General features: G+C 55.4%; 1 pseudogene. It reads left to right on the forward strand.

Annotated elements, in window-relative coordinates:
• Nucleotides 1-382 precede the first annotated feature (382 nt).
• Nucleotides 383-1299: pseudogene (locus BSU04_RS30605) on the forward strand (hypothetical protein); the annotation flags it as partial.

Here is a 1299-nt window from a genome sequence, read left to right on the forward strand (position 1 = left end):
CCGTTCTCCGTGTGACCACAGGCCTATAACCATGTTGATCAGTTTTCCTTTCCTGCCAGGGTCTGCCAATGGCAGTGCAGACAGCTACGAGCAAGCCGCGCTAAGCGAAATTTCCGGGCTTGACGATTACGAGTCCCCGCATGGCATTTATCCGATAAGTCGCGATCGTCGATGGCATGGAGGCGTTCACCTGACACCCAAGCTTGTCAATGAACCTGTTCGCGCAATCGCCGATGGCACGGTTGTGGCATACCGAGTTGCTTCAGATTCGTTGGAAGGTCATGACACGGGTTTTGTCTTGCTTAAGCACGAGACGGAAACCGGGCAAGGGCGATCGATCACATTCTATTCGCTGTATATGCATCTCATGAATCGGGCGGACATGAAGACCAAGCCTGCACTGCGAAGACAGTTGGTGTCGCTTATGGAGGCGCCGACAGCTGCCGCTCAGAGCGATGGCAAGACGAAGGTTTACCGCAAAGACATTCTCGGTTACCCCGGCCAGATGTTCGGGCATCGGATGATCCACTTTGAAGTCTTCATGACCGATGCGGATTTCAAGGAGTACTTCGGCAAGACACAACTGGACAATCGGGCTATCAGTGCAACGAGCAGCGAAGAGCCGTGGGGCGATTGCTACTTTGTCATTCCTCCCGGTGCGTTCTATTCGAAGCCCGATAAGGCGAGCGCCGAAGCGGGGAGAAGCGAGCAGACGTTATTTGCACGGATTCGCTTTGATCGAGGGACGAAGTACACGACCGTTTGGCGTGACGAGGGGGCAGGAAAGGCGCCTGTGCTGATTACGTCTGCCGCCGGGGTACCAGCGCCGAACTATGAGTACGACCTCTACAAGACGGCGACGAAGCTTTATCCAGACTGCGCAAGTGCCGGATATGAGTTGCTTCGTTTCGGGCGCGTGATTGGGCCTGACAAGGATCGACTGCCTGCTGATAAGTCCGCGAACTGGCAATCGGTTTCCTTCGCTGCGCAGCAGACGGGTTACGTTAATCTGAGCGACGCTCGAATTCATAAGCTGTCTGACGCCGACTTTCCGTGGTTCATGGGCTGGACGAAGGTCAGCGAAGGCGCGGGTGCCTTGTCCGACGATGGCTTATGTGACGCAAAGGTCATTCTCGATCTACTTCAGGAAGCGAATAGCGCTGATGCACCGAAGGCAGGTGCGGATCAAGATCGGCTAGCCGCGTATTTGCGCGACCACGAAGACGTGCGTCAGAAGCTGCGAGGATTGATTTGCGAGGCGCCGACTGAATGGGACAAGAGCACTAACCATAAGCGCTT

The sequence above is a fragment of the Caballeronia sordidicola genome (assembly GCF_002220365.1).
GTDB classification, from domain to species: Bacteria; Pseudomonadota; Gammaproteobacteria; order Burkholderiales; family Burkholderiaceae; genus Caballeronia; species Caballeronia sordidicola_C.